The 24,046-nt window shown below is 64.8% G+C and carries 23 protein-coding genes; 6 read left to right on the top strand and 17 right to left on the bottom strand.

Annotated features, from left to right (window positions below):
• Window positions 1-11: 11 nt before the first annotated feature.
• The 5 genes from H6718_04770 to H6718_04750 all read right to left on the bottom strand — a co-directional run bounded on the left by H6718_04770 (window position 12) and on the right by H6718_04750 (window position 4,785).
• Window positions 12-1,067 carry a discoidin domain-containing protein gene (locus H6718_04770; protein MCB9584684.1) on the bottom strand — a complete coding sequence of 352 codons (1,056 nt, stop codon included), beginning with the start codon at window positions 1,065-1,067 and terminating at the stop codon, window positions 12-14.
• Between the two features lie 127 nt (window positions 1,068-1,194).
• Window positions 1,195-1,887 carry a hypothetical protein gene (locus H6718_04765; GenBank protein MCB9584683.1) on the bottom strand — a complete coding sequence of 231 codons (693 nt, stop codon included), beginning with the start codon at window positions 1,885-1,887 and terminating at the stop codon, window positions 1,195-1,197.
• A 75-nt stretch (window positions 1,888-1,962) separates the two neighbouring features.
• Window positions 1,963-2,475 carry a DUF1993 domain-containing protein gene (locus tag H6718_04760; protein MCB9584682.1) on the bottom strand — a complete coding sequence of 171 codons (513 nt, stop codon included), beginning with the start codon at window positions 2,473-2,475 and terminating at the stop codon, window positions 1,963-1,965.
• On the bottom strand, window positions 2,462-3,904 hold the full coding sequence (gene sthA, locus H6718_04755) for a Si-specific NAD(P)(+) transhydrogenase (protein MCB9584681.1): 1,443 nt from the start codon (window positions 3,902-3,904) through the stop codon (window positions 2,462-2,464). The genes H6718_04760 and sthA overlap by 14 nt, the downstream gene beginning before the upstream one ends.
• Window positions 3,901-4,785 carry an HDOD domain-containing protein gene (locus H6718_04750; GenBank protein ID MCB9584680.1) on the bottom strand — a complete coding sequence of 295 codons (885 nt, stop codon included), beginning with the start codon at window positions 4,783-4,785 and terminating at the stop codon, window positions 3,901-3,903. Before H6718_04750 ends, sthA begins: the two co-directional genes overlap by 4 nt.
• Before the next feature lie 241 nt (window positions 4,786-5,026).
• Here H6718_04750 and H6718_04745 point away from each other — a divergent pair, with 241 nt between their 5' ends.
• The gene (locus tag H6718_04745; protein ID MCB9584679.1) at window positions 5,027-6,874 is read left to right on the top strand and encodes a hypothetical protein; all 1,848 of its coding nucleotides are present in this window, start codon (window positions 5,027-5,029) and stop codon (window positions 6,872-6,874) included.
• Window positions 6,875-6,898: 24 nt separating this feature from the next.
• On the opposite strand, the gene H6718_04740 is transcribed toward H6718_04745, so the two are convergent.
• Complete coding sequence (locus tag H6718_04740) at window positions 6,899-7,534, bottom strand: hypothetical protein (GenBank protein MCB9584678.1); 636 nt, start codon at window positions 7,532-7,534, stop codon at window positions 6,899-6,901.
• Between the two features lie 86 nt (window positions 7,535-7,620).
• On the opposite strand from H6718_04740, the gene H6718_04735 reads away from it, so the two are divergent.
• On the top strand, window positions 7,621-8,856 hold the full coding sequence (locus tag H6718_04735) for an SGNH/GDSL hydrolase family protein (GenBank protein ID MCB9584677.1): 1,236 nt from the start codon (window positions 7,621-7,623) through the stop codon (window positions 8,854-8,856).
• A 33-nt stretch (window positions 8,857-8,889) separates the two neighbouring features.
• On the opposite strand, the gene H6718_04730 is transcribed toward H6718_04735, so the two are convergent.
• The 6 genes from H6718_04730 to H6718_04705 all read right to left on the bottom strand — a co-directional run bounded on the left by H6718_04730 (window position 8,890) and on the right by H6718_04705 (window position 14,814).
• The gene (locus H6718_04730; GenBank protein ID MCB9584676.1) at window positions 8,890-9,492 is read right to left on the bottom strand and encodes a lysophospholipid acyltransferase family protein; all 603 of its coding nucleotides are present in this window, start codon (window positions 9,490-9,492) and stop codon (window positions 8,890-8,892) included.
• 110 nt (window positions 9,493-9,602) lie between these two features.
• Window positions 9,603-10,709 (bottom strand): thaumatin family protein, encoded by a 1,107-nt coding sequence (locus tag H6718_04725; protein ID MCB9584675.1) that lies wholly within the window; start codon window positions 10,707-10,709, stop codon window positions 9,603-9,605.
• A 251-nt stretch (window positions 10,710-10,960) separates the two neighbouring features.
• Window positions 10,961-12,013, bottom strand: coding sequence for a flippase-like domain-containing protein (locus H6718_04720; protein MCB9584674.1), 1,053 nt, complete (start codon window positions 12,011-12,013; stop codon window positions 10,961-10,963).
• Between the two features lie 424 nt (window positions 12,014-12,437).
• Entirely contained in the window at window positions 12,438-13,388 is a 951-nt protein-coding gene (gene speB / locus H6718_04715; GenBank protein ID MCB9584673.1) for an agmatinase, read from the bottom strand.
• 35 nt (window positions 13,389-13,423) lie between these two features.
• Complete coding sequence (locus tag H6718_04710) at window positions 13,424-14,245, bottom strand: 1-acyl-sn-glycerol-3-phosphate acyltransferase (GenBank protein ID MCB9584672.1); 822 nt, start codon at window positions 14,243-14,245, stop codon at window positions 13,424-13,426.
• Window positions 14,242-14,814, bottom strand: coding sequence for a GNAT family N-acetyltransferase (locus tag H6718_04705; GenBank protein ID MCB9584671.1), 573 nt, complete (start codon window positions 14,812-14,814; stop codon window positions 14,242-14,244). Before H6718_04705 ends, H6718_04710 begins: the two co-directional genes overlap by 4 nt.
• 676 nt (window positions 14,815-15,490) lie before the next feature.
• Between H6718_04705 and H6718_04700 the strand changes: the two genes are divergently transcribed.
• Window positions 15,491-16,513: a hypothetical protein gene (locus tag H6718_04700; protein ID MCB9584670.1), complete on the top strand. Its 1,023-nt coding sequence runs from the start codon at window positions 15,491-15,493 to the stop codon at window positions 16,511-16,513.
• A 6-nt stretch (window positions 16,514-16,519) separates the two neighbouring features.
• Here H6718_04700 and H6718_04695 read toward each other — a convergent pair whose 3' ends face one another.
• From H6718_04695 to H6718_04680, 4 genes are read right to left on the bottom strand one after another with little or no spacing between them, the layout of a single operon-like run.
• Window positions 16,520-17,290, bottom strand: coding sequence for an ABC transporter permease (locus H6718_04695; protein MCB9584669.1), 771 nt, complete (start codon window positions 17,288-17,290; stop codon window positions 16,520-16,522).
• Complete coding sequence (locus H6718_04690; protein ID MCB9584668.1) at window positions 17,287-18,228, bottom strand: ABC transporter ATP-binding protein; 942 nt, start codon at window positions 18,226-18,228, stop codon at window positions 17,287-17,289. Before H6718_04690 ends, H6718_04695 begins: the two co-directional genes overlap by 4 nt.
• On the bottom strand, window positions 18,225-19,010 hold the full coding sequence (locus H6718_04685; GenBank protein MCB9584667.1) for an ABC transporter permease subunit: 786 nt from the start codon (window positions 19,008-19,010) through the stop codon (window positions 18,225-18,227). Before H6718_04685 ends, H6718_04690 begins: the two co-directional genes overlap by 4 nt.
• Window positions 19,007-19,951: an ABC transporter ATP-binding protein gene (locus H6718_04680; GenBank protein ID MCB9584666.1), complete on the bottom strand. Its 945-nt coding sequence runs from the start codon at window positions 19,949-19,951 to the stop codon at window positions 19,007-19,009. The genes H6718_04685 and H6718_04680 overlap by 4 nt, the downstream gene beginning before the upstream one ends.
• A 44-nt stretch (window positions 19,952-19,995) precedes the next feature.
• Here H6718_04680 and H6718_04675 point away from each other — a divergent pair, with 44 nt between their 5' ends.
• The 3 genes from H6718_04675 (at window position 19,996) to H6718_04665 (ending at window position 22,066) form a co-directional block, all read left to right on the top strand.
• Window positions 19,996-21,180 carry an alpha/beta fold hydrolase gene (locus tag H6718_04675; GenBank protein MCB9584665.1) on the top strand — a complete coding sequence of 395 codons (1,185 nt, stop codon included), beginning with the start codon at window positions 19,996-19,998 and terminating at the stop codon, window positions 21,178-21,180.
• Window positions 21,181-21,344: 164 nt separating this feature from the next.
• Window positions 21,345-21,698 carry a hypothetical protein gene (locus H6718_04670; GenBank protein ID MCB9584664.1) on the top strand — a complete coding sequence of 118 codons (354 nt, stop codon included), beginning with the start codon at window positions 21,345-21,347 and terminating at the stop codon, window positions 21,696-21,698.
• Between the two features lie 185 nt (window positions 21,699-21,883).
• On the top strand, window positions 21,884-22,066 hold the full coding sequence (locus tag H6718_04665) for a hypothetical protein (protein ID MCB9584663.1): 183 nt from the start codon (window positions 21,884-21,886) through the stop codon (window positions 22,064-22,066).
• A 111-nt stretch (window positions 22,067-22,177) separates the two neighbouring features.
• Here H6718_04665 and H6718_04660 read toward each other — a convergent pair whose 3' ends face one another.
• A complete protein-coding gene (locus H6718_04660; protein ID MCB9584662.1) occupies window positions 22,178-23,941 on the bottom strand; it encodes a thiamine pyrophosphate-binding protein in 1,764 nt (587 codons plus the stop codon).
• Between the last annotated feature and the right edge of the window lie 105 nt (window positions 23,942-24,046).

Here is a 24,046-nt window from a genome sequence, read left to right as displayed (position 1 = left end):
TAGCTCGGGGGTCAGCGGTAGATTTTCACCGACTCGAAGTGGAGCGCAGTCTTCTTCGGCACCCGAAGGCGCAGATAGCGGCCCGACGTCGGTGCAAATGTCAGCGTGACGTCGTCGAAAGTATCCCGGTGCTCCGCCACCTTGGTCCATGTCTTGCGGTCGTCGCTGATCTCAACAAGCAGCGGCGCCGCCCTGCCTTTGCAGCAGTCCTTTCGGTTCTCAACCACGACCTTGGAGACCCTTCGGCGGGCGCCGAAGTCGTACTCGAGCCACGGCGAGGCTTCTTCCTGGGTGTGGAAGAAGGGCTTGAAGGCTTTGCCTCTGCACTTGTGCTGTTCCGGGGTGCAGTTGTCCAGGGTTGAGCTCGCCTTCCAGCTCGCCGTGGTCGCCAGATTGGGGCCGCGGCTCGCGACGTAGATTCCATAGGCACCGGCCACGGTGACCATCACGGCGATCACGCCGCTCCGCAGGGCGCGCTGCGCACGCAGTGCCTCTAGGTGCTGATCGGGGCCATGCACTCGAGACACGAGCTCGCGTGCGAGCGTGGCGAACTGGCCCAGATGTTCCCGTACTGCTGCGTCGCTAAGCTCGCCGCGAGCGGTGTCATCCGCGGCGAAGACTTCCCCAACGGCATCAGGCGCTTTCAACGCTGCGCGGGCTGTCTCGGGTAGCAACGCCCATGCTTCCGCGCGGGAAGCCGGTGCACTGCGGTGGATGGCGGAAACCGACCAGAAGACAGCCTGCGAGAACGCCTCCAACGCCAACAGCTCGGCTCCTCCTTGGAGCGGCTCGATCGGACGCAGAATGCGCTCACCGACTTCGAGCGCAGCGGCGGCGCGGCGCTTGTATTCCCTGGCGGGCCCTTCCTCCCTGAGCGTCACCTGAGCCTGGGCGAGGGCATCGCTGCGGGTGAACCACTGTACGAACCTGCGTAGTGGTCGCTTTTGGACTTTTGGGCTGGGTTTTGCCTCGGATTGAACCTCTGGTGCCGGGGCTGCCAATTCGGTCGACTCTACCGAGTCGTGTTCCTGGCTAGCTTGCGCAGATGTCTCGACGGCTTCGCTCATCCTGGACTTCGGGTAACACGCGTGGCGAGATCGAGCCAGGCTCCAACGCCTCGATAGTCTTGGTCGTGGATCGCTCCGGGCCGCGCTTGCGGCGAAATCGGCCACTATTCAAGCGAAAGCGAGCACCTCAGTTTGGATACACGCAGACGCCGTACTGGCTGTTCCCGACGTTGACACACCAGTCAGTGACGCCGCTGCACCCAATGCTCAAATCGCAGAGGTTGAGACACTGGCCCTGGTAGCACTGGAACAGGATGTCGCAGTCAGAGCTCTGGGTGCAGAACTGATTGAGGTTGTTGCAGGTCGTGCAGCTCTCGCAGCGACCCTCGGTCTGGCTGTAGATCCGACACACGCCTGGGCCGTCGGCCGCGGTGCACGAGCCGCCGACGTTCGAACACGGGTCACCGTTTCCGTCGGGAAGCCCGAGAGCCGGATCCATTCCGCTCGGTTGGCCTGCGGAGCCGCCGTTGGCCGAGCCGCCGTTGGCCGAGCCGCCGTTCGCAGACCCGCCGTTCGCAGACCCCCCGTTTGCGCTACCGCTGGAGCCGCCGTTCGCGCTGCCGCCGTTGCTGGCGGCGCCCTGACCGGCGCTTCCACCTTGAGCCGCTCCGGAGCTGCCACCGTTTGCACCGCCACCGCTGCTGGAACCGCCGTTTCCGGAGCTACCGCCCTGCTGACTGCTCCCTGCGGCGCCAGCGCTGCCGGAGGCGCCCCCCTGAGGAGCATCGTAGTGCTTCAGTGTCTCAGACTCGGCGCAGCCCCAGCAGAGCAGCGCCCCCGTGAGCGCTGCGGCGCACCCTAACCCCCAAACCCGCGACATCGGGGTAGTTTAGACCCAAAGCAGTCTCAGTCGAAAGGCTGACTGTTGCGATGCGCTTTTTGTGCTGGATCGACGCTACAGGTCGACGAGCTCGAAGCCGCCGATGAAGTCGCGCTTGCCGATATCGACGCCGTTGTGACGCAAGATCGCGTACGCCGTCACAATGTGAAAATAGAAGTTCGGAAGCGCCATCCCGTTGAGGTACACGCCAGCCTTTGCGCCTTTTCCGGGCAGAAAAGTGATGGGGACGATGCGCTCGTCAGCGCCAGCGAAGTCTTCCGGCTGAAAGCCTTCGAGGTAGCCAATGACGTTGTTGATGCGTCCCCGGATCTCCTCCCAGGTCTGCTCCGTGTCGGGGTGCTTGGGCGGCTCCTTGCCCGCGATACGAGCTGCAGCGAACTTCGCCGCGTCGCAGGCGCCCTGAATTTGTTTGAGCAGCGGATACTGATCCGGGGCGAGGCGCGCGCTCAGCAGCACGCTGACGTCGAAGCTCTTGGCTTCCGCGTGCGTCGCCGCCTTGTCGAGCCACTGGCTCAGGTTCTTCAGCATCTTCAGGGTTTGAGGGACCGTAGCGTCATACAGCGGCATGCGGCGGTGCATGGCGCTCCGAGGCAGGAGCGTCAACGGTCTCTCGTGCAGATTCCAGCGCTGCGACGGCGCTCAGTCCGGCAATGCGATAGGCCTCTGCCAGGGTAGGAAAGTTGAAGACGCTGTCCACCAAGTCGCAGGCTTGGGCTCCGTAGCGGACCGCTAGCTGGCCCACGCTGAGCAGCTCCGCCGCGCCTTCGCCGGCGATCTGCACACCGAGCACCCGACCATCGTACCCGACGACGAGCTTCAAGAACCCAGAAGGCGACGCGGCGATGTGTCCCCGAGCGACTTCGGCGAACTGCGCTCTGCCGACCACGCAAGCCGTGCCTTTCTCCTGGGCGCTCTGCTGCGTTTCTCCGACGGACGCCAGCTCCGGTAGGGTGAAGACTCCAATCGGGATGTGGTCGGTTTCGTGCGGAAATGGCAGGCTGAGCGCATGGCATGCCGCCCTGCGACCTTGCTCCATGGAGGCCGACGCCAGCGCAGGTGGGCCGATCGCATCGCCGACCGCGTATACCCCTCTGCAGCTCGTCTCAAACTCGCCGTTCACGGGGATGTGGCCTCGCTTGCTCAGCTCAATGCCCAGGCGCTCGAGCCCGATGCGATCGACGTTGGCGACCCGACCCGACGCGACGAGCACTTTCTCGCTCACGACGCTCGCGCCGTCCACGAGCTGGGTAGACACGCCGTCCAGACCCATCCGAGCGCAGTGCGCGACCTTTGCGAGAGGTAGATGGGTCCCGCCGCTGAGCTCGAACTGACCCACGAAGTGATCCACTAGCTCGGGGTCGAGGAAGCCCAGGGGTGCGCGATAGCCGTGCACCAGCGTCACGCGCACGCCGAGCTGGGCAAACACCGAGGCGTACTCCGTCGCGATCACGCCGCCGCCAAGAACCAGCAAGGAGCGCGGCAGGTAGCCCATGCTCAGGATCGAGTCGCTATCGAAGATGTGCTCGTGGTCGACGGGGATGTGCGCTGGCGATGCAGGCCGCGACCCGGTGGCGATGATCACCTTGCTACCGAATACGTGGATCGGCGGCTGGCCGATGCGCATCACTTCGAGCTCGCTTGGAGAAACGAAGCGCGCTTTGCCTTGCAGGCGCTCCACCCCATTGCGGTCGAGCTGTGCGTCGATGAACGTTTCGTGGGCGTCGATCACCTCGCGCTTGCGCAGCATGCAACTCTGCAGTTGCAGTTCCGAAGGGATCCGCAAATCGGCTAAGCCGCCGCTCTTTTCACGGGCGCGCGCCATGACGAGTGCGGTCTCGCGTAGCGTCTTGCTCGGGATGGTGCCGTGGCGCACACACGCACCGCCGCCTCGCGCTGCGGGGTCGATCAGTGCGACTCGCGCGCCGCTCTTTGCAGCCTGGATCGCCGCCTTTTGTCCCCCGGGGCCGGCGCCAATCACCAGCAGGTCGAACTTCAAACGACTCCTCCGAGGCTGTCCAAGACGCGCGGTGCTTGCTTGATGATTTCCTCGACGTCGTCTGGGTACAGCTCGAGAGGGAGCAGGCTAGCGTGCTCGAACGCGGCGCTCCAGTCTCGACGCTCAGCGCTGGACTGTCGAGCGAGGACTATTTCCGTGAGGCAGCACGCCAAGTGCGCTTGGTGAACCAGCGTCGCGACGTCCTCGGGTGGTGAGTCTGCGTGATGGAACTCTGCAACGAGCGCGAGGCGTTCTGGGAAGTTCCAAGCTCGAAAGATCGTCGCCGCGGCCTTTGGGTGGAGTTGTTCGGCGCTTCGAATCAGCGCGGGGCGGTTGCGGCACTTGAGTCGCTGGGCAATCAGACGCCCCGCGCTCAGCAAGGCGGGGTAGCCGACGTCTAGCAACAAGCCCGCGGTGAACGCGTCATCCACGTTGTCTCGACGATGCCGAGCGATTTCCTGACTGAACAAGGCGCACGCGAACGAGCGACGGAAGATGCGCCGCACCTCACTCTCGAAGCCTGGTGCCGCGAACACGGCCGTTTGACAGCCGATCACCAGGGCTGCCTCGCGAACTCTTGCGCTGCCCATGCGCACCACCGCCTGTCCGAGGCTGCCGATCTCCGAGCGCGCACGAAACCACGATGAATTTGCGAGGCGGAGCAAGTGGGCGCTGAGGCTCGGGTCTTCCTCGATCAGCTCGGCGAGTTGCTCCGCGTCCACCCGGGGGTCGCCGGCGGCGCGTACGACCTCCTGGGCCGCCAACGGCAGCACGGGGAGCTCGAGCCTGCCCTCGAGCAGTTCCCGCTCGAGCTCGCGCCCCATCTGCGCCTCGATTGAGTCCGCCGAGAGCGAGGGCGCGGCTTTATCGGTTGCGGCCAAGAGCATCTCCCCTTCGACTACGGCCGCATCATGCAAACCTAAAGTCTGAGCCGCGGAACCCCGAGCGGCGCACCGATCGGCGGGGCGGATAGGAACTGAACATGGAGCGGGTGGGTTGAAGCCATGAGCCCGCTTTCACTCTCCGATCTGAGGGAGGTTTTCGCTTGGAAATGCCGCGTGGGAGCGCGCGGGAGCGAAGCCAGGCCGCAAGGGTTCGCGATTGCTGGCGTACACTGAGTGCATGATCGGTTCGGCCCATCGTCTTGTATCCGCCCTGGGTGTGGGGAGCGTCTCCATCCTCGCTGGCTGCAGCTCCGCCAGCAGCGAGTACGTCGGCACCAGCGCCCAAGCGCTGCCCAGCGTGACTTCGGATCTCTGGGGGGAGTCCGGCGAACTCTTCGTGCCCGACGGACGCATCATGGACTGGTCCTACGCCGGCTATCGCGCGGGTGAGAGCCCGTTGCCCGAGCTGCCTCCTAACGTCAGCGTCACGGACTTTGGTGCGCTACCTGACGACGACACGGACGACACCGATGCATTCAATCAGGCCATCCAGAGCCTGAGCGCCGGGGGTGTGGTGAGCGTGCCGGAGGGCCGCTTCGTGATTCGTGCACGGGTGACCTTGACGTCCGGTGTCGTGCTTCAAGGGGCTGGTCGAGACAGGACTCAGCTCGAGATCCCCGTCAACCTCAGCGATGTCTACGGCGCCGGGGACCGCAAGTGGTCCTTCGGCGGCGCATTCATCGAGGCTAAAGGCAGCGACGCGGGCAAGCTCCTTGGAGACGTAACCAACGACGCCTTGCGGGGGACGCGGACGCTGTCGCTCAGCGACACGTCAAATATATCCGTGGGGCAATGGGTGCGAGTGATTCAGACCGATGGCGACCGCAGTCTCATGAACCGTCTGCACGCTGACCTGATGACCGCGGGGGACGACAACGTTGGCGACCGGGGTATGGAGTTTCACTCTCGGGTCTCAGCGGTCGATGCAGGGAGTATCACCCTCGAACGCGATTTGCCTCTCGACGTGGAGACGCGCTGGACACCCCAAGTCCTTGAGTTTCAGCCACGCACCAGCGAAGTGGGCCTTGAACACCTGAATATCCGCTTCCCTGAGACCACGTATCCGGGGCACTTCCTCGAGCTCGGGTACAACGCCGTGCACTTCTCGGGGCTCGCCCACAGCTGGGTGCGAGACGTAGCGATCTACAACGCCGACTATGGCGTCAACATCACGAGCTGCTTCTTCACCACGGTGCAAGACGTCGTGCTCGACACCACGGCTGACCGCGGTACCAGCGTCGGCCACCACGGTCTGAACAACGGCCACGGCGGAGACAACCTGTTCATCGGCTTCGACGTGAACAAGCGCTTCGTCCACGACCTAACCAACGAGTGGTACGCGACCGGTGTGGTGTTCACACAAGGGCGCGGTCTGGACTTGGCGATGGATCACCACCGCGCGGCGCCTTACGCGACCCTCTGGACGGAAATCGATACGGGGCAAGGCAAGCGGCCGTTCACCAGCGGTGGTTCCGCGAACCGTGGGCCCCACACGGCCGCCTACGACACGTTGTGGAACCTCACGGCCGACGCTGACATGGACCTTCCACCAGACGACTACGGGCCGCGCATGAACTTCGTCGGCTTCCGCACGGCTGCGACCGAAGTGACCTCACCCTACGACTGGTGGTTCGAAGGCATGGCGCCCGAGGACCTCGACCCACCCAATCTCTGGCTCGCTCAGCGCGAAAAGCGCCTAGGGCCGACGGGAGTCGGGGGCACCGCAGGTGTTGGAGGAACGGCGGCTGCGGGTGGCGCTGGAGCTGAGGGCGGTAGCGCAGGTAGCCTTGGCGTTGGAGGAGCCTCGAATAGCGGCGGTAGCGGCGCGAGCGCTGGCAGCGGCGCAGTCGGTTCAGGCGGCGCAGTCGGTTCAGGCGGCGCGACGGCTGGGGACGCGGGCTCGGACGACGCTGGCTGTGGTTGCCGTACGGTACCGAGAACGCCAACGCCAACGTGGTCGATCTTCGGGCTGGTGTGGCTCGCTTGGCGTCGTCGCCGAGCGCGCCACGCTGCGCGGCGCCGGTGAGGCGCGTTGAGTGATGCTCGCGCTTCAGAGCTTGTTTTTGCGGATCATGATCTTGCAGCGTTCGCTTCCCGAGCCGCCTGGTGCGAACTTCGCGATGAACCACGGGGTGCCACCCAGGTTTTCCACCTTGGCGGTCGAGCTGAAGTTGCTCGAGCACGCGTCGAACGCGGTCATCTTGCCTTGGATGGCATAGCTGTCGGGCCCGCCCGTCCCAGTGAACTCGAAGCCGATGGTTGGGTTCAATGAGGTGCCGGGTGCTTTCACCGACAGGGAGCCATCGGCGAGGGTGCTCACCGTGCAGACCCGGTTGTACGAGCCTGTGCCGTCGAGCATCGTGCAGCCGTGCTTGCCTACCTCGAGGCCACCGGCGGTGACGGTTTGCCCGGCTGGGGCCGGTGCCGGCGCCGCCGCGGCAGGAGGGTCGGTCGCGACACCCGGCGCTACGCCATTTCCTCCCGGATTCGGCGGGAGGCCTTGGGGCGCCTGGGCCGGCACCTGGCAGGTGCCGTTATTGCAAAAGGAGTTTGCCGGGCAATCGGAGTTCTCGCTACAGCTGCCATCTTTCTTGTCTTTGCAAGCGAGCAGGCTCGCCACCAGAGCCAAAATCAGCCCGCTGGTCTCGAGGGCATGTCGTCGGCGCGAGAGGGATCCACGGGTCATTGCCTTTGAAGCTAGCTCATTTTGGCTGCGGGCCGATATCACTCGTGGATATCCAGTGCTAAGCTCGGCGCTTCGAAGGGGTGCGCATGCGTTGGTCTCTGGTAGGCGTTGGGATCGCGGGCTTTCTGGTTCTGGCGGGCTGTAGCTCGAGTGATTCGGGAGGCGGCAGCGCGGGGTCAGGCGGCGCCGGGTCTGGTGGGGTAGCATCCGGGGGAACGGCGGGTGCAGGCGGCAGCTCTGGCGCTGGTGCTTCTGGCGGGGACGCAGGTTTCGGCGGCAGCGGTGGTGCTGCGTCAGGTGGCACCGCGGGTAGCCCTACCGGCGGCGTCGGTGGAAGCGGGGGCGTGGCAGAGCCGAGCTTGCATTTCGTGGGTCGTCATGTCGTGGAAACGGACGACAGCGTGCGCTTCGGTTGGTCCGGGAGCGGACTGGTGGCCCGCTTCAAGGGGACGGCTATCCGTGTCACCTTGGATGATCCCGCGCACTACTACACCGTGGTCGTGGATGGGCAAGTCGGTCCCCGGCTTGCGACGTCGTCAGGCGCTCAGCAGTACACGTTGGCCGAGGGACTGCCAGATACGGAGCACGTCGTCGAGCTGTATCGGCGGACTGAAGGTTCCTACGGGTCCACGCACTTCATGGGCGTGGAGATCGACGGTGAGCTGCTCGCGCCTCCACCGGTGAGCCGCCGCATCGAGGTGCTCGGAGATTCGATCACCTGTGGCTACGGTAACGAGGGACCCGACCAGTACTGCAATTTCTCTGCGGATACTGAGAACCACTACCTCACCTACGAAGCAATCGCTGCGCGCGAGCTCGGCGCGGAACTATCGACCATCGCCTGGTCGGGTAAAGGTGTCGTCTACAACTACGGCACTAACACCGATCAGCCTCTGCCAGAGATCCACCGTCGCGCACTGCCAACTCAAGCGAGCAGTGTTTGGGACTTCGCAACCTGGCAACCAGACGTAGTCCTCATCAACCTCGGCACCAACGACTTCAGCACCGACGGCGACCCGAGCGAGAGCCTGTTTGTCGGTGAGTACGTCAAGCTCCTCGAGGCCTTGCGTAGCGACTACCCGAATACGCTCATCTTGTGCACCGTGGCGCCTAAGCTCTTCGGCAACGATCAGGTTCAAGCAGAGACGTACATCGCAAGCGCGGTCGCTCAGCGCAACACCGCGGGCGATTCCCGGGTGAAACAGGTGGATATCTCGACGACCTCCACCGGCTTCGGCTGTGATTGGCACCCCAGCCTCGCAACCCATCAGGCGATGAGCGAGCGCCTCGTCACGCTGCTCAGAGCTGAACTCGGCTGGTAGGCTGGCGTGCGAGCTACTGTCGCCCGCTGAAGCTCACTCTTTGGGCAGCTCTTCGGATAGCTGCACACCGACCGTCTTCCTCCCGTCGAACCCGACGATGTCGGCGTAGAACTCGCGGATGCGGTCCATGTCGGCCTTGATGTCGCCGCTCGGCACGATCGCCGGTCCCACACCCCCGAGCTTGCGTTTGTAGTCGAGGAAGGCACACACGATGGGCACGTTTGCAGCACGGGCGATGTGATAGAAGCCGCTCTTCCAGTGGGTGTTCCCTGAGCGCGTGCCAGAGGGCGCTACCGCGAGGTACATCGACTCCGACTCGTTGAAGCGCTGCACCACTTGCTCCACCAAGCCGTGACGGGCGCGTCTATCCACGGGGATACCGCCGAGCGCACGCATCATCGGACCCATCGGCCCCTCGAACAGCGTGTGCTTTCCGAGCCAGTTGATTTTCAGCCGGAACACGCCCGCGACCGCGAGCATGAAGGGCAGGTCCCAGTTGCTCGAGTGCGGCGCGGCAATCAGCACGCCTTTCGGGCTGTCCGGGAGTGTTCCCGTGGTCTTCCAGCCAACGAGCTTCAGGTAGCTCGAAGCGGCACTATGGGTCCACGGGGCACTCTGCGGTGGAAGCGCTTGCAGGGGGTTATCCACCGCGTCAGCTCAACCGAACCGGCGGTATCCGTCAACGCCCCGCGGGACTGCTGACGAGATTATGACCAACCCGAAGTCGCGTGCTGACGCGGGCTTTTCTACGGGCAAAAGACGATGTCGTAGTCTTCACCAAAGCAGGTGTAGGTGCTGGTTTGATCGTCGTAGGCGTAGCTGTACGCCGTGGGACAGGCCGACTTGAACAGCTCCGAATAGCTGAATGGCGGGCAGGTCTGTGGCGTGTTGTGGGCGCCACGACAGCAGTATTCGTCGGTCTGGAAGATCTCGCAGGCGCTTGCGCAGCCCACCACACCGCCTTGGGCGTTCTTCTTCTGCAGTTCCGCTGGGCAGGTCTGATTCAGGTCGCTGGTGCAGCCAGGGGAACCACAGTCGTAAGGGTCGCCCTCGCCGCGTGGGTTGAAGGTGCCGGCCACCGGTCGGATGGTGAGGGGCAGGTTGTAACCGTCCACCAGACTGATGTCGTAGAAGTCGAGCCCCGCGTGTCCGGCGAAGGTGAACTCTGCGAGGGTCGCCGGGGTTTGGCCCCCTGCGCCGCTGCATGCCATGCGGTTTCCACAATCGCCGCTGTCGCAGTGACCGTTCCCGCTGGCATCGAACTGACAGCCCGTGCGACCCCAGAAGCGTCCGCCCCAGTGCTCGGGCAACACAAGGCTGTGATCGCTGCCGGCTGACAACTCGAAGCCGCCCCCTTCAGGCAACTCGTACTCCGGGGCGGCATTCAGAGCGCCAACCCAGATCGTCTGACTGCACTGATTCACGAAGCGGATCTGTCGCACTCCGTCTGGGCTTGATGTACCGCCGCTGCCTCCGCTCGACGCCCCGCCGCTCGCTGCACCGCCAGTCGAAGCGCCACCGCTTGCTGCGCCGCCACTTGCTGTGCCACCACTTCCTGCGCCAGCGCTCGCTCCAGTGCCGCCATCGCCGCCGAAGCCGCCTGCTGCGGTGCCGCCCTCACCCCCAAAACTCGAGCTTCCGCCTGCCTGAGATCCGCCTATCCCTGCGGATCCACCCTGAGCCGTTCCACCAGCGCCGCCACTTGGGTCTCCACCGCTGTCCGTGCCGGAATCGCAACCGGAGAGCAGCCCAACGCAGAGCAACGCGGCGAGCCAGCTCGGGGTGTTGTTGAATCCGCCATTCGATTGGGGATTTTTGGGGGAGAGGATCGCCGACTGGGCGACCGTGCTCATGCGGGGGTGCGCCTTTTGAGTATGAGAACGCAAGGGGACGTGGGAACTGCGCATCGTTTTGCCTCTTGAGCTAGAGAACGCGCGCCAAGCCGATACAAAGATCGCGAGAGCGCGCTGGGCTGTCACGCTTCAGTTGCCGTCGCTCTGCGCAGCCGTGACACAAAAAGCCACCGAGACCTACGCGAGCGCAGAAGGTCACACCGTGGGTTTTTAGCCAGCTATTCGAGGTGTTTTGTACCTCTGGCCGCGCCTCAGCGGATCACACTCTCGAGGTCGGTGACCTTTCTCGATGTTGATGCCACGCGGAACCAATACGGCGAAGCCAGCCCGACACCGATCCAGAACAACTGCACCAGGTGGAAGGCGACCGCGACAGCCAACGCTGTCTCCACGCTGACTCCCAAGAGCGGCGCGCTACCCTTGAACAAAGCGTCGGTCACTCCGAGCTGCGCGGGCATCAAGTCGCCCACCGCGCCCGCGAGTTGGTTCAATGCCTGTGCCCCCGCGCTGGCGCTGATCAACGAAGCGACGTTGCCCTGGCCGTCTCGGGTGACTGCCAGGGCGACCAAGAAGCAGGCGACCTGACAGGTGCGGCCAAACAAGAGTCCCAGCATGGCGCGACCGACCTCGCGTCCAAGCGGAAGCTGAGCCGCGCGCATTTGCGTCGCCCAGGCTGCGGCCTTCGGCACGCGCCTGAGCGCCTTTGCGGGCCAGCTTGCGCGCCGCAGCACCCACAGCGCCGCGGCGAGCAAACAGCTGAGCGCTGCTTGAGCGACGACCGCGTAGGTAAGCAGAGACTCCCCGGAGAGAAACCACACCAGCGCGCTCAACGTCACCAGAAACGTCGCATCGCTGATCAGGCACAGCACGTGGCTGGAGGTCGCCACCGCAGCGGCCCGCGGCCCCCCGATGTGCCGCGCGAGGAGCGTGGCCTTGGCACCCTCCGCGAACAGGCGCCCGATGGGTAGCCCAATGCTCAGCGCGTAGGACATCAGGTGCGCCTGGAGCATCGTGCGCCGCGGCAATTCTTCCGACGAAGCACCGCTCAATTGTCTCGTGGAAAAATACTCTCCGGCGATTCTGCCGGACTCCAGCAGGATCATCAGCGGCACAAACGGCAGGAGCCGTGTGAGCTCGCCCCACACCAGACGCAAGTCGACACGGCTCAGTAGGAAAGCGACGAAACCGAGCCCCAGGGCGCTGAAGAGCACCCGCGCCCAAGCGCGCTCGAACCAGCGTCCTGCGCGGCGCGTCGGCGGAAGCAGCGCCTCTGGCGCCGCCGAGCTGCTCAAGACCTGCTGCATTGGATCGTCCACGATACGTCGGACCGGCGATGGGTCGATGCAACCCCTGTTGGGGTGTTTTCCCGTGTCCGAGGTGACGTGTACCAATCCATACGGCCACGCTGCGCCACACTTGCGTGAAGCTGTGGTGACCAACGTTCGCATTGGCGAGTTGCGGGGGGAGGCGAAGCCGGTGCCTTCTGCACTCTGAAGCGGTGCGCCGCTGGGAGGTGTTTCACTCAGCCGTCGCTGAGGGTCCACGGAAACGCCAAGCAAAGGAAACTCGAACGCTTTCGTCCGAAGTCTAAGCCGCGCGGATACGGACTCGGCGACCCGAGCTATCCCATGTCTTGGTGGGGGCAGCACCTCTACGCCTTTGGCTGGCGGCGTTCAGAGCCGCCAGCCGCTGGGGAAGGTGCCGCCGCGCCTATTGAAGCAGCTGCGGCTACTGAAGTAGAGCCCGCAGCGCCAGCCCTTCGTACAGAAGCTGAGCTCCCAGGTGGCAAGTGATGTCAGCGTGATCGAGGGCCGGGGCGATCTCCACCAGATCCATCCCAACCAGGCGAACGCCGCTCAGCATGCGCAGCAGCAAGATGGCTTCGCGGGAGGTCATTCCGCCTGGAACAGGCGTGCCGGTTCCCGGCGCATAAGCCGGGTCCACACCGTCGATATCAAAGCTGATGTAGGTCGGTCGGTCTCCCACTTGCTCGCGGATCTGACTCGCGACGCGGCGAATGCCTTCGCTTTCGATCAGCTGCATGTCGTAGATCTTGGCGTCGTGGGCGTCCGAGACATCGCGTTCGTCATCGCCCTTCCAGGTCACGCGGATCCCAACTTGGTGTAGCTGTCCGCGGGCGATGAGCCCCTCCTCCAGCGCGTGCTTCATACACGTTCCGTGGTGGAACGCTTCACCCCACGTCTCAGGGCCGCTGGTGTCGAAGTGCGCGTCCACGTGCACCACGGCGAGCTCTCCGTGCTTCTGTGCCACGGCGCGCAGCGCCGGCAGCGCAATGGAGTGATCTCCCCCCACCAAGAAAGGCGTGGCACCGGCTTCCACGACCGCGCCCACCTCGAGCTGGGTCAGCTGTCGGATCGACTCCAGGCTGAAGGGTGGGGCGGCTACGTTTCCACCGTCGACGGCGTTCAAGCGCTCGAAGACGTCGATGCGATGCGTCGGGTGGAAGGGACCGAGCAGAGCGCTGGTGCGACGCAAATGATACGGCGCCATCCGAGCACCAGGTTGGTACGTCGTGCCTGCGTCGGTCGGTACGCCGAGCACCGCCGCGTGGTAGCCGCGGTACACGTCAGCGCTGCCGATGCCTGGCTTCACCATCGGTAGGCGAAAGAACGGCGTCTGGCCGTGCCGAATATATTCGAGAGCGGATTGCTGACTCATGTTGAGGTCCTGTTTCTTTGGTTACTTTTGGAGTTTCACTGGTCGTCGCGCTTGAGCATCGCGCTGAGATCCGCGCGGATGAGCGCTGCGAGTTCTTCGTCGCTCAGACCAGGAGCGGGATGCAGCGCACGACCCACCTCCAGTTCGACCGGGACGTCGTGACGCGCGATGCTGCGCAGGTAGTGGGGAAGAAACGCGGCGTCCCCGTGCCAGCACACCGGCTTGGGTAGGCGCACCGCGATGGGCACCACAGGCACACCGGCGAGCCGAGCCAGCGCAAAGGCGCCGAGCTTGAACGGCAAGAGCTTGCTGCCGTCCGAGGTAGTGCCCTTCGGAAACGTGAGTACGCGAGTGCCACTCCGTAGAGCCCTCAAGGCGGCCTTCAACACCCGCGCGCCGCTGTGTGCGCACTGACGCTGAACGAAGAGCACGCCGAGGCGCCCCATTACCCCACCGATCACGGGCCACTCTGCGACCTCAGCCTTGGCGATCGCCAGCGCTGGAAAGAGCCGCGTGATGGCGAGGGGGTCCACGTAGCTCAGGTGATTGGCGACCAACACGCAGCGCTCGGGCACCATCTGCCCGTGGGCTTCGATGCGGATCCCCTGCGACTTCGCGACCTGACGCGCGGTGTAGTGGAGCGCGTAGGCTCGCTCGTTGAACGCCGCGCCGTGGGGAGGCAGGCTCTGACTGGTGTCGCGCACGACGCGCAATAGGTCAGCTCCGCGGCGCAAGGTGCGGCCAGCGGTCCGCGCATGTTCCAGGGTGCCCGCGTTCGGCGCGGGGGAGTAGTCCATGTGCCTCGGATAGGCGGCGACGGCGAACTCCGGTTGGTGCGCGAAATGGCGCAGGTTCATGCGCTGGCTCCACTGGTCTGGACGCGACGTCCGAAGGCGCTCGGGGGCGGCGGCAGGGCGCGGTCACCTTCGCTCAGCAAGCCCATGCGCTGGTAGCGCTGCTTGAAGCGCGCCAACACATCGCGGTTGATGCGGGAGACGATTCGCTCGTCGCCGGGACCGTAAAAGTCGTGGCGCACGTCGACGTTCTCAGCGCCCAGCCAGGCGTGGATTGCTCGCGCCGGCAAGTTGTCCTCCTTGACGGTGAACCAACAGGCGTCGACCTCGTCCACGATTGCCCGCATGAAGGCTTGCACCAGCTTGTGCACGACGCGGGTGCCTTGGAACTCCTTCACCACCGCGAGCGTGGTGCAGTAGGCCTCGCGATCTCGCACGAAGGACAACAGGTAGCCCGCGGCGCGCCCATCGACGCGCGCGATGAAGCAGGTGTGTTGCATGAAGTCACAGCAGAGACGCACGTAGTACGGACCGAGGAGGGGCTCGCCATCGCCTCCGAAGATCTCCTCTTCCAGTCGCATGATGTCTTCAAAGTCATCACTCTGTAGCGGTCGGATCTCGTAGCTGGCCATCGGTCATCCCTCCTTCTTGCTTCGCGTCTTCCGCTGCTTGCGTCTTTACTGGGCGCAGCGTGGGGAGAACAGCGCGCGCGTTGGTTGCTTGCTCGCGCCTGTCGGGGCGCGCTGAGTTCTGTTCGCGCCTCCCGGCACGAATCCGTGCGGTATTGTTGAGCGTTACTTGGTCGCTACACTCGAGGGCTGCTGTGGCAGGCTCTTTTCGCCTTGGAAAACTTGACGCGACATCTGTGCAGTTGTCATGCGCTCAGGGGGGCGGCGTTAGACGGGCAGCGTGTCCGCGGCGTGAACCTCGTGGCGGCCAGATGGCGAGAACGGGGTATCCGCGTGGCATTGAACACTGAGCGCGAGTGCGCATAGGGCTCCGCCCCAAGGGGGGAAGCGCTGGCTCGATTGAATCCGTATGGATTTAAACAATGGCTCGCGAGGCGCGCGCGGCGTTCCGTTGACGCGGGTCGCCCCAACGTGTGTCAAACGCTACTCTGTGACGCGTGTCACTTGGCGGCCCGGTGCGCCTCCGCGCGGAGCGAGGGCGCTTGCTGAGCGCACCGCGTGTCAGGCGAGAAACGAGCGCCGCTCGAAGAGCGCTTTTCGTGCGGTGTGAGCCCCGTCCCTCCAGGTCGCTCGTCCTGCCACTTGAATGTCACACGGACTTCACTACGTTGAGACGTTCATGGCTGCGTCACTCCCTCGATCCGTGCTCGACGCGGCTCAACGCTTCCTGGCTGAAGGCCAGGGATTGGCGAGCGCGCGCCGACGCTATTTGGATGCGGGTGGGGTGGACCAGCTGTGGGCCAGTCGCATGTCGGAGCTGGGGGCGAGGGAATTGCCACGGGGAATCAGCTCCGAGGGACGTCCGCTGGTAAGCTACCGGATCGGTACTCCCGGGACGCCGCGCGTGCTGCTGACTGGGTTGGTGCATGGAGTCGAGCTGATCGGCAGCCTTGCGCTCCTCGCGGCGGTGGAGGCGTTGGTCGACTCCGGGTTGCACCGTGAGCTCGATCTGTTGATTGCTCCGGTGGTCAACCCGGACGCCCTGGCTCACAACACCGAGCGGCTGGCCCGCGGTCACCTCGCGTGGCGGCGCTGCAATGCCCGGGGAGTGGATCTGAACCGCAACTTCGGTGTGGTGGGAAGCGATCCGCATCTGCACCCCTTCAGCGGCTCCAAGCAGCGCTGGGCGCCCCACTACTCGGGCCCTGAGCCCTTCAGTGAGGCGGAGAGCCGTTGGCTCGCGGATCTGGCGCGCGCTCAGCGCCCAGAGCTCGCGCTGGGGTTTCACAGCTTTGGGCGCTTGCTCCTGTATCCGTGGGGACATACCAGGGCGCTCCACCCGCGAGACGTCGAGTACCGTGACCTGGCGGCGCGCTTCGTCGCGGCCCAGCCGCGTCCCTTTCAGGCCAAGCAGGCCTTTGGTTTCTACCCCACTCATGGCGATCTAGACGACTGGCTGGACCATGAGCTGGGCACGCTGGCCTACACCGTCGAGGTGAGTGATCTCAGCGCGCGGCTGTTGCGTCCGAAGCTTGGCTTGAATCCGTTTTGGTGGATGAACCCGCTCCAGGTCGAGCACGCAGTTTCTGAGGTAGTGCCCGGTGTTCTAGGCATGGCACAGGCCCTCATCGAGGAGCGTCGGCTCGGCACGCTGATCGACCTACCGCTGCAGCCGCACGCCCTCGCTGAAGCCGCGGAGTAGCGCCGGTCAGCGCCAGCGCGTCAGGATTTCACCACGCTGAAAGAGCCGGGCGGCGAGTCGGCTCAACCAAAAGCCGAGCAACGCAAGCAAGCAGCAGGTCGCGGCGAGCAACCAGAGGCTATCTACGAGCGGCACCAGCGCCACGCCCATCAGCGGTAGCACCACGAAGCCAGAGAGCGACTGCGCACCCCGCACGTCCCTGGCGTAGGCTGAGACGATCACGCCAGAAATTCCAGCCAGAAAAGCCACCAAGGGGACCAACACGGAGAACCCCAGGGCGTAGTGCGCCCGAAAGAAGTGCGCTCCCACAGGCGCCGGAGCGATCACTGCGGCCGCCAGGGCGCTCCCGACGTAGCAGGCCCACGTCAATCCTATCGCTGGCAGCACGGCAACCAACGTCTTTCCCAGTAGCAAATCCAGTGTGGAAATAGGTGTCGCGAGCACCGCTTCGAGGCTCTTCGATTCTTTCTCGGTGACGATGCTATAGACGCTGATCATCTGGGGGAGCACCGCCGGCAACGCCAACATCAGCGCGAGCCACTGCAGGTTGACGAAGTCGAGCAAGGCGACCACCGGCGCGTCACCCGAGCTGCCTCCGAGCTCTTTGGCTGCTTCAGCGAGCGTTTGTGGAGCGAGCCCCACGAACCAGCGCTGCGTCCCAGCGACCGCGGCGACTACTCCAAGGGGCAAGAGCCACGCCGTGATCTTGGCGGCCCGGCTCTTCGACAGCTCGAGCCACTCGCGCCTCAACACCGCCCGCACGTGGCGACGATTCACGAATCGCCTCCGACGGGGGCCGCTTGGTCCTTCGCTAGCAGATCGAAATACACCTGCTCCAGGGATTGCGGCTCCCGCTCGATGCTGAGGATCGACGCGCCTGCTTGGACCAGCTCCTGCACCAGATCGGGGTTGTGGAGCTCGTAGTCGGCGATCATCGCGAAGAGCTGATTGCCTTCTGCGCGTGCGCTGTCGACGAACGGTAGCCCGCGTACCCGCTCCAGGAGTTGTGGCGTGAGTTCCGCGAGTTCCACTCGCGTGACTTGCGCATAGAGTTCCCGTCTCAGTCGCTCGGGTGTATCCACGCGCAGCAGCCGGCGGTTCAGCACCCCAACGCGGTCGCATAGGCGTTCTGCTTCATCGAGGTTGTGGGTGCAGAGCACGATCGTGCGCCCCTCGCTCTTCAGGTCTGCGATCAGTGCCCGCACCAAGCGAGCCGTCACTGGATCTAGCCCGGACGTTGGCTCATCGAGGAAGAGCACTGGCGGGGACGGCAAGAGCGCTCTGGCGATCGCGACCCGCTGACGCATGCCCTTGGAGAAACCGCCTACGGGTTCCGCCCGGCGCTCCCACAGCTGAACGAGCTCGAGCACCTGTTGCACCCGGGCCTGGATGCTCGCGCTAGGAATTTCGTACAGCTCAGCAAAGAAGCGCAGATTCTCGACGGCGTTCAGCTTCTCGTAGAGACCTGGCGTTTCCGTCAGGATCCCGATCTTGGAGCGCACTTGCTCGGGGGCGCGTACGACGTCAACCCCCGCGAGTTCGGCTGTGCCCGAGGTTGGAGCGATCAGCCCGCACAGCAAACGAACACTGGTGCTCTTTCCGGCGCCGTTCGGTCCCAGCAAGCCGAACACCTCCCCGGCTTCGATGCGCAGGTTCAGATCTTCCACCGCGACCTGATCCCCGAACTTCCGCCCAAGCCCCCGGGCTTCGATCACGTGTTCGCCCCCCGGGTGAGGATCTCTTCCCGCTGGAAGACGCGCACCGCGACGCGCAGCACGATAGCGTTCAGGACCGCCACGCTGAGGGAACCGGCGAGCAGCGCCCACAAGCTCAATAGCTTTCCGCTGATCAACAATCCGCACGGCAACAAGAACACCAGCGTCATCAGCAGCGTCGCCCACAGGCCCGCCGCCTTTTCATCCGCGGCCCGGCTCGAGACGCTCACACCAAGCAGCCCCGCAAGGCTCGCCAGGAGCGGAGTGAGCAAGCACATCGCGACCACCCACGTGGGTCGAATGAAGAAGGCAAGAACTAGCGGGGGTGCCAGAAAGTAGAGCCCGACCGCGCACACGGCGACGCCGCTCCAACACATGAACAAGCTCGGCAACACGGCGGCGACGCTCTTGCCAACCAAGAGCTCTGTGGTGGTGATCGGGCTCGCCAAAAGCGGCTCGAGACTCTTCGCCTTCTTCTCTTGAACGATGCTCGTCGCTGCGATGATCAACGGATAGCTCGCAGGCATCACCAAGAAGAAGAACTCGAACATCTCGTTGAGCTGGATCACCAGCTGCACGCTGGCCGGTGCCCCCGTCAGCACGCTGGGGGCGCTGCCGCCATTCATCGAACCCGGGTTGGCGTTGCTGCCCAACACGCTGAAGCCGATCACGAACAACGTGAGTAGGATCGGCAGCACGGCGAGCCCCCACAGCACCTGACGATTGCGCTTCAGGCCAATCCACTCGTGTGCGGCGATGGCCGCGACCCGTTCGTAGTTCACGGCTCGGCCTGCGCGTTGGTTTGGGGGGAGGGCGCGCCTTCGACGACGCGCAAGTAGACGTCTTCAAGCGAGGGCTGGAAATCGCGCATCAGCTGCACTCTCACCCCCAAACCCACGAGGTGACGCACGAGCGCTGGCTTGTCGTTTCCAGGATCCGTGAGCTGCACGTTGATGTGTCGGTCATCGACGCACTCGACTCCCGAAACGTACGCTTGGGTCTGTAGCTCCTGGGAGAGACCCTCCGGGATCGTCGCCAGCTGGAGTTGCACGACGTTCTCGCGCCCGGATGCGCGCAGCTCTCTTGCGGTGCCCGAAGTGACCAGCGTGCGCTCGAGGATCGCGATGCGCGTCGCGAGGCGCTCGGCTTCGTCCAGGTTGTGTGTGCAGAGGATGATGGTGGTGCCGCTTGCCCGGAGCTCACCGATGATGCGTCGGACGTTGCGCGCGTTCTCGGGGTCCAAGCCGGAGGTCGGCTCGTCCAGAAAGAGTACCGGAGGCGCCGGGAGCAACGCACGCGCGAACGCCAGGCGCTGTTTCATCCCCTTGGAGTATTGCCCGACGGGCTCTGAGCGACGCTCCCACAACCCAACCCGCTCGAGTTCCCGTTGGATCGCCCCGTCGCGCTGCTCCACGCCATACAGCCGGGCAAAGAGCCGCAGGTTCTCCACCGCGGTGTGTTTGTCGTAGAGGCCTGGAGTTTCCGTGAGGATGCCGGTGGAGCGGCGCACCGCCTCGGCTTCGTCGACCACGGAGTGGCCGTTGACATGCGCGGAGCCCGCGCTCGGAGCGATCAACGCGGACAACAGGCGCACGGTGGTCGTCTTGCCTGCACCGTTGGGGCCCAACAGCGCGAGGACTTCGCCACGTTCCACGCGCAAATCGAGGTCTTCGACCGCAACGCGATCGCCGAAACGTCGACCAAGCCCCCGAGCGCGAATCAAGCCGCGAGTGTTTCAGGATCTGAGCAGACGTGCGACCCTGAAGCGTGCCGCGTTGGCTCAAGCTCAGTCTGCTCAGCTACGGTTTGTTCACCGCAGCGGCGCTCGGCCTTGCGGTCCTGGCGGAGCTACCCACGCGACAGAGCTCGCTCGAGCCGTCTCCCAGCCCGTTCGTGATGCGCGACGGCCGCAAGTCTCGGAGTGGCTGCGGACTCAATCAGCGCGCGATCACCAACGGCTGCGAGTCGATACATACGACCACCGCGGAGGAGGAGGTGAGCTTCGAATCGCGGCTGAAGCAGAAGTATCTGTCAAAGCTCCAGGGCACGCTCACGCTGCCTGTCGGCATTCCTGGGCGCCGCCCGGCGGTCGTGCTGATTCATGGCAGTGGGCCGCAGACGCGTGATGAAGTCGCGTCCGGAGAGATCACGAGACCGGTTCTCGATGCGCCGTTCCCCGTGTTCAAGCAGCTAGCCCAGTTCCTTGGGGAACAAGGCTTCGTCGTGTTGCGCTACGACAAGCGCAGCTGCGTCAGCTGTTACAAGGCAGCGTTCAAGCAGCGTCACGCGGACTTCACGCAGTTCCGTTTCAGTGACTTCACCGACGACGCGCGGGATGCGCTCGACTACCTCGCGTCTCGGCCTGAAGTCGACGCGCAGCGCCTGGTCGTGATCGGGCACAGTCAAGGTGGAATGCTGGCGCCCCACGTGGCCCAAGGCGACTCGCGGGTTGCCGCGGTGGTGTCTCTTGCTGGCCCCACGCGCAACCTGATGGATGGCCTCGTGGAGCAGCTGCACGGAATGGCCGCCATCCGGCGTCATCAGTTCGACTTGTATGGGGCTTGGACGCTCGACCTCCAAGCAAGCCGCTACCGAGACTGTTTTTCCCGCCTGTCGGGTCCTCACGATCCGGGCGACCAGTGCATGGGGGGAGGGGTGACGCTGCAAGCCTTGGCCGAAGAGAAAATCCTCGCGGATACGACCGTGGAAACCTGGACGCAGCTCTCGTGCCCCGGGCTCGTCCTGCAGGGTACGTTGGATCGCAACGTACACCCCCGTGTCGCCAATGAGCTCGCGCAACGGCTCGCCTCAAGGGACGCCGAAGTGCACCTGATCCGGGGCACGGGTCATCTGCTGAACGACCACGATGCACCTACAAACCGGCCCGTATTCGATTCGCAGGTGCTCGAGGCGATGCGAGCTTTCTTCAGCTCGGTCAAGCTTGGACCTTAGCTAGGCGGCCAACGCGGTGGCTGGAGGTGTGCTTCGGGAAACACCAAGCACACACCCTGCGAGATGTAGCTCGGCGCGTTTCCGTACAATGTAAGGGCTGTTTCCGGTGACGAGCCCGCTACCCAGTTTATGCCGTGTGGCGTCCATGCTACCGCATTGCGACGTTGGAACAGCCAGACAGCGATTTGCCGACACCCCTGGTGCCCGCAAAGGCGGAGCGCAACGAGTCCGCTCGCCACCGAACGGCGACGAGCCCTCCGGACTCGAACCGCACCACCCGCCCAGCGCCGGAGGGGGCCTCGCAGCCAAGCCCCGCGAGCACCGCGGTGCCGTTGCCTGGATTCAAGGGAGCCCAGACCCTGGGCCCGGACAGCGTGGCGCGCGACCTCAAGCCAGGAGAGTCGGTGGCGCTCTCCGTACGTCAGCTGACCTCCCCCCAGTTCCCCAAGCCCCCACGGTTGCCCGTGGTGAGCGATCTCGACGAGCTAGAGGAGCTCGAAGACGGTTGGGAAGATTGAATGCCGGGGAAATCGTGCCGGTCGGCGCGAATGGCAAGCTGATTGGTAAGCGTCGCGGAACACTCGGTTCAGCGCGCTAACGGCCTGGCGACTTGCGCTGTCGGTCCCATACGATCGTTACGTGACCGTCAGCACCCTCGTGGTGCGAGCACACCCGCCTTTCTAGGCGGGAGAGGAGGAACCCGATGAAGAACCCTATGATCCACACCCTGGCGGTGGGAATCGGTCTCGGCGCGCTCGCGCTGAGCTCACTGGCCGCGGCCAAGCCCATCCCGACCAGCCACACCTCTAGCTACCAGTCCCAGGACGACTCCGGACCCAGCTGCGGTGATGAAGACGACGAGGAAAAGAAGAAGAAGAAGTCCTGACTTCTGCTCTTTCCTCAAGGAAAGCCTGAGCGGGGCGCCGATCGCGAAGTCGGCGCCCCTGCTCGTTTCAGTGCCCAGCTAGGCGCGCTCTCAACGCCTAGTAGGCGCTGCTCACATCGAGATGCTGCCCTTGCGGAAGTCCGTGGCGGCGATCTGAACGTTGACACACACCGGCTTGCCGCTGGCGCTTAGCCGCTTGGCCTCGTCCAACGTCTCGTCGATCTTCGCCGGATCATCCAGCAAGAGGCCCACGCCGCCGTAGCCCTGAGCGACGCCGTGGTAGTCCGTGCGCCGCAACACGGTGCCGACGTCGTCTCCCAGCATCTCTCCTTGCTCGCGGGCGATCTGCGCCCACACGGCGTCCGTGCCGATGAGTGCGATGGGCGCCAGGCCATGCCGCACGCAGGTGTCGAACTCTGCCAGCGAGTACGCGGACGAGCCGTCGCCGTAGATCAGCCACACCTCACCCTTGGGGCGCACCAGCGACGCGCCCACCGCGAAGCCACCGCCAACGCCCAAGGTGCCGAACGCGCCGGGGTCGAGCCACGAAAGGGGTGACCGCGGGCGCACGATGTAGCTCGCAGTCGCGACGAAGTCGCCACCGTCGACGACCAGCACTGCCTCGTCGCTCATCTTCTCTTCGAGTCGCAAGAAGAAGTGCAACGGGTTCACGTAGCCGGCGTTCGGCCCGCTCGGGTCGAACGGGATCCCTTGGTCCTGGATCTGCGCGTCTCGCGCGTCTTCACGTGCTCGCAGCGTGCTGAACCAGTCGTTCCAGCGATCCTTCGGGCCGCCGACGCGCTCCGCCAGTGCCTCGAGGAACTGCCCGGCGTGAGTCTGAATGGCGACTTCCGGGCGCCGATTCTTCTTGAGCTCCGTGGGGCTCAAGTTGATTGCAACCACCGTCGCCTTGCCGCCGATGGCGCGGCCGTAGCTCAAGCGGAAGTCGAAGGGGAAGCCTGCGACCAGCACCAGGTCCGCCTCTTTGAGCGCGTTGCCGCGCTTGTGGCGGAACTGGATGTCGCTCTTGCGACCCAAGAGCCCGCGCGACATGCCGCCGAGGTAGGTCGGGATCCCGAGCTGCTTCACCGCGCGGGCGAGCTTGTCGGCGTCGCGCACACTGACCATCGTCTGGCTACCGATCACCAGCACGGGGCGCTCGGCTTGCTCCACGAGCTCAGCGACTTGGTTCAGCTGGTCGCCGCTCAAGGGAGGCGTCGCATCGCCGCTGAACGGCAACTCGAGGCTCACGTGCGGCTGGTGGAACTGGCGGAACAGGTAGCCCTTGATCACCAGCTCGAGGGCCTTGGCACCGATATTCTTGGCGCCCTTGAGGCCGGCTTCCTTCATGAAGATCTCGCGCACCATCGACTCTGGGTAGAGCAAGTCGACGGGCACTTCGACGAACACCGGGCCCGGCACGCCGCTCGTGGCGATCTCGAACGCCTTCTCCACCGTCGGTTTCAACGCGGAAACGGTCTTGCAGGTGGTCGCCCACTTGGTGATGGGCTTCATCAAGCTCAGCTGGTCGATGTCTTGCAGCGAGCCGCGGCCCTTGAGCAGCGTCGCCGTGGCGCCGCCAAAGATGATGAGCGGGGTCTGGGCCATCTGTGCGTTCTTCACCGCCGTGACGGTGTTGGTGACGCCGGGGCCGGCGGTGACTGCTGCGACTCCGGGCACACCCGTCATGCGCGCCACGGCGTCGGCCGCAAACACGGCGTTCTTCTCGTCGCGCACGTCAACGACGCGGATCCCCTTTTGCTTGGCTCCGACCAGGATGGGCGAGATGTGCCCACCGCACAGGGTGAAGAGGTACTCGACCCCGCGGGAAGCCAGGACCTCACCAATGATCGCGCCGCCGTTCGTCTCAGTCATGCCGCTCTCCGTAGCTCTCCGGCTGTTCTCGCCCCGAAAGCTCGCGACGGGATCGAGCAGCCTTGCCCGTTGCAAGTCGGCGATATTGCTCGCCGCGTCAACCGC

It is taken from the genome of Polyangiaceae bacterium, assembly GCA_020633205.1.
Taxonomy (GTDB): Bacteria; Myxococcota_A; Polyangia; order Polyangiales; family Polyangiaceae; genus JAHBVY01.
This window is presented reverse-complemented; position numbering and strand designations above follow the sequence as displayed.

Bases quoted from the DNA above. Each gene is read 5' to 3' on its own strand.
- H6718_04725 (MCB9584675.1), bottom strand. From the start codon at position 10,709: ATGAGCACGGTCGCCCAGTCGGCGATCCTCTCCCCCAAAAATCCCCAA.
- H6718_04710 (MCB9584672.1), bottom strand. From the start codon at position 14,245: ATGAACCTGCGCCATTTCGCGCACCAACCGGAGTTCGCCGTCGCCGCC.
- H6718_04760 (MCB9584682.1), bottom strand. From the start codon at position 2,475: ATGCCGCTGTATGACGCTACGGTCCCTCAAACCCTGAAGATGCTGAAG.
- H6718_04770 (MCB9584684.1), bottom strand. From the start codon at position 1,067: ATGAGCGAAGCCGTCGAGACATCTGCGCAAGCTAGCCAGGAACACGAC.
- H6718_04720 (MCB9584674.1), bottom strand. From the start codon at position 12,013: ATGCAGCAGGTCTTGAGCAGCTCGGCGGCGCCAGAGGCGCTGCTTCCG.
- H6718_04700 (MCB9584670.1), top strand. From the start codon at position 15,491: ATGGCTGCGTCACTCCCTCGATCCGTGCTCGACGCGGCTCAACGCTTC.
- H6718_04665 (MCB9584663.1), top strand. From the start codon at position 21,884: ATGAAGAACCCTATGATCCACACCCTGGCGGTGGGAATCGGTCTCGGC.
- H6718_04660 (MCB9584662.1), bottom strand. From the start codon at position 23,941: ATGACTGAGACGAACGGCGGCGCGATCATTGGTGAGGTCCTGGCTTCC.
- H6718_04735 (MCB9584677.1), top strand. From the start codon at position 7,621: ATGCGTTGGTCTCTGGTAGGCGTTGGGATCGCGGGCTTTCTGGTTCTG.
- H6718_04740 (MCB9584678.1), bottom strand. From the start codon at position 7,534: ATGACCCGTGGATCCCTCTCGCGCCGACGACATGCCCTCGAGACCAGC.
- H6718_04765 (MCB9584683.1), bottom strand. From the start codon at position 1,887: ATGTCGCGGGTTTGGGGGTTAGGGTGCGCCGCAGCGCTCACGGGGGCG.
- H6718_04705 (MCB9584671.1), bottom strand. From the start codon at position 14,814: ATGGCCAGCTACGAGATCCGACCGCTACAGAGTGATGACTTTGAAGAC.
- speB (MCB9584673.1), bottom strand. From the start codon at position 13,388: ATGAGTCAGCAATCCGCTCTCGAATATATTCGGCACGGCCAGACGCCG.
- H6718_04745 (MCB9584679.1), top strand. From the start codon at position 5,027: ATGATCGGTTCGGCCCATCGTCTTGTATCCGCCCTGGGTGTGGGGAGC.